The sequence below is a fragment of the Hominiventricola sp. genome (genome assembly GCF_057604405.1).
In genome coordinates this window covers 1-3215 of record NZ_DBLYVB010000059.1, presented here as the reverse complement: position 1 = coordinate 3215, position 3215 = coordinate 1, and the positions used below count along the sequence as shown (strand labels likewise).

3 protein-coding genes are annotated in these 3215 nt (G+C 44.3%); 2 read left to right on the top strand and 1 reads right to left on the bottom strand.

What is annotated here, in order from left to right; all coding sequences use genetic code 11:
* The coding region (locus ACZMB2_RS13815; RefSeq protein WP_487597154.1) for a helix-turn-helix domain-containing protein at positions 1-412 on the bottom strand (412 nt) is incomplete at its 3' end.
* A 213-nt stretch (positions 413-625) separates the two neighbouring features.
* Between ACZMB2_RS13815 and ACZMB2_RS13810 the strand changes: the two genes are divergently transcribed.
* Positions 626-988 (top strand): BlaI/MecI/CopY family transcriptional regulator, encoded by a 363-nt coding sequence (locus ACZMB2_RS13810; RefSeq protein ID WP_055067202.1) that lies wholly within the window; start codon positions 626-628, stop codon positions 986-988.
* Between the two features lie 9 nt (positions 989-997).
* Complete coding sequence (locus ACZMB2_RS13805; protein WP_487597153.1) at positions 998-2824, top strand: M56 family metallopeptidase; 1827 nt, start codon at positions 998-1000, stop codon at positions 2822-2824.
* Positions 2825-3215: the final 391 nt, after the last annotated feature.

Genomic DNA, 3215 nt, shown 5'->3' with positions numbered 1-3215 from the left:
TGTCACTCATCAACTCCCGAAATTGTGCCATGCGTTCTTCTGCGGAAAGGGTATTTACAGGCAGGTTGGTTTTATCTGCGTTCTGTCGATCCGGTTTGGCTGCAGCTGTGGGATGATGTTCCCGGTTACATGTGGGCAACGGATCAGTGGCAACAGAATCCGGCAAGGAAATACCGGAAGCTTCCGGTTTTTTATTATGTAATATCATGCGGATTGCTTTTAGCTGATATCCTTTTTCTTTTAGTTCTTTGATTTTTTGAAATTCCTGTATGTTTTCTCGTGTATAGTATCGATGTCCCATCTCGTTTCGCGGGATGGTCAGGTCGAGTTCTTCTTCCCAGTAACGTAACACATGGGTTTCCACACCGGCCAGTGCGGCGGCATCGGAAATCATGTAACGTACTTTTTCCACGATAACATGTCCTCCTTTTGAGTTATTTATTTTGGGCGATTTCACAATCGCCTTTTGCGTTTATTATAACTTTTTAAAAAGGTGAGTTCAAACATTTTCCATCGTATTTTTCTGACATTTCTCGCAGTTTATAAAAATAGACCTTGACATTTGAGGTTTATAAGAATAAACTGAAAACAGGTTGATAGCTATAAACCTGTGAAGGAGAAAAAGATGGAATATATAAAATTATGTGACAGTGATTACCGGTTTATGTGTGTCGTATGGGAGCATGCCCCCGTCAACTCCGGGGAACTTGTAAAGTTATGTCAGGAACAGCTTGGCTGGAAAAAATCCACGACTTATACGGTTGTACGGAAAATGTGTGAAAAAGGATACATTGCCAATGAGGATGCAACGGTTTCTGTTTTAATTCCAAAGGAACAGGTGCAGGCAGAGGAATCCCGGTATTTTGTGGATCGCACATTTGACGGATCACTGCCAGGGTTTATCACAGCATTTCTTGGAGGAAAGAAAATTTCCAAAAAAGAAGCAAAGCTGCTCAAGAAAATGATCGACGAGCATAAAGAAGGGTAGGGGCAGAGAATGGAGAAGGCAAGTGTAATTTTTCTGGCATTTCTGCAGCGGAATGGCATGGTGGCGGTTGTAATTCTCGCGGTGTTTGCAGTGCGCGCGCTTTTGCGGAAATGTCCCAAAAAATATTCCTATGCATTGTGGGCAATTGTTGGAATCCGTATGTTATTTGATTTGCCCATTGCATCAGGATGGAGTTTGTTTAATCTGTTTCGTCTGGTAAAAAGCAGATCACAAATGAGTGAGATTGCACACTACACAGGAGTATCTGGAGTGCATGTGCAAACGGCAGTACAGAATGTGACGCAGATATCTGCCGGTTCACGTGTGACAGGGGATGCAGCTTCTGAAGCTGGTTTGACAGGAGCTATGACGACCTCACAGAAAATTTGTGCGGTGTTGTTTTTTGTCTGGCTGATCGGGATATTTTTATTTTTAGGATATGGAATGTATTCCTATATCAAATGCCGCAGTATGGTACGGACAGCAGTACGTTTAACCGTAAATGAAACATCTGGAAACGTCCGGCGGACCATAAAGATCTGGGAATGTGACTGTATTCCATCACCGTTTGTACTGGGAATTTTCTGCCCGCAGATTTATATTCCGTTTCGGATGAAAGAGGAGGAACAGCAGTACATCCTTGCGCATGAGAGCTGGCACATTCGCAGACATGATTCTTTATGGAAGCTGATTGCATTCGTACTTTTGGCTGTATACTGGTGGAATCCATTGGCATGGATTGCCTTTTTCTATATGACAAGAGACATGGAGATGAGTTGTGATGAGGCCGTACTTGCGCAGTTTGGAAATCAGATTAAAAAAGGATACAGCGCATCCTTACTTGCTTTTGCGATGGAGCGGCATCCGTATTCATTTGCCCCGGTTGCGTTTGGAGAGGCAGATGCAGGAAGGAGAATTAAGAACGTGTTGAATTTTAAAAAACCACATACCTGGGTGGCTGCGATTGCAACCGTTTTGGTTGCACTTGTGGCAGTAAGTTGTCTGACAAACCAGAAACCGTCGGAGACAAAAACAGAGCATACAACCGAGAAAGTGGATAGTACACAGCAGCCAGTGCAGGAAAATGCAGGAGCTGCGATAATAGAGCAGAATATCAGGGAATGGGCACAGGCATTTTGCGACCGGGATACAGAAAAAATTGTGCAGATGACATCCAAAGAGGTACAGTCGAATTTAGAGAAAATACATATTTTGTGGATGGATGGAGATACACCGTCATTTGGCTGGTCGAGTCCATGGCCATGGGGAGCCTTTGGCAGTTTCTTTGGTGGAACCGGAGAAGAAATGGATGGCTACTGGCTGCATGAAATCAATACGGAAGAACAGACTGCAGAGATTTTGTATTATGTGGAGTCATCAGATCCGCATGTGAGCGTGTGGATAGAGAATATCCATTATGCACAGGAAAATGGTCAATTTCAGATTACACAGGAAAAAATCAATCAGTTTGCTGACGGTCCGGATGCTAAAACGGATGGAATTGCATCGGCAGATGAGTTTGATACAGCATATGCGCAGGGAATCAGCGATACGCAGATGGACTACTGTATAAACGGTATGGGTGAAGTGCTGAATAAGAATATGGTTCCAATTGGTGCATTGCTTGAGCCGACAGATGCAGCCCGGCAGCTTTTGAATTTATCGTCGGATAAAAAGCTTGTTTCCGTGGAAAAAGAATCTGAATCTGCAGATAAAACACAGGTCGGTATACAGATTACATTTTTACAGGATGGACAGAAGCGGTTTTTGTCTATGATCCAGCCATGGGGAAAAGATGGAATCTGGGTTCCGGCAGAAGCCAAAGAAGTCAAGTAAAAATTGTTTGACAAACTGTGATTGTCTTTCTATAATAATATAATTATAGAATACAAGCGAAGATGGGAACAAGTACCAATGTGTGGAACGAACAGAAAGCAGCCGGTAGATGAGAGGCACACGGAAAGCACAGATGGATTTATGGAAAAACCATAAGCCGGGCGATAAGGAATCCCCCCAGCAAGCTGGGTTCCCCCTGCCACGGCTTATGGAACAAACATAAACCGGGCGATAAGGAATCCCCCCAGCAAGCTGGGTCCCCCCTGCCACGGCTTATGGAACAAACATAAACCGGGCGATAAGGAATCCCCCCAGCAAGCTGGGTCCCCCCTTACCGCAGGGAATACATCCCTGAGCTTTACACCGAACGCGCAGGCAAGTAGGCTGTAAC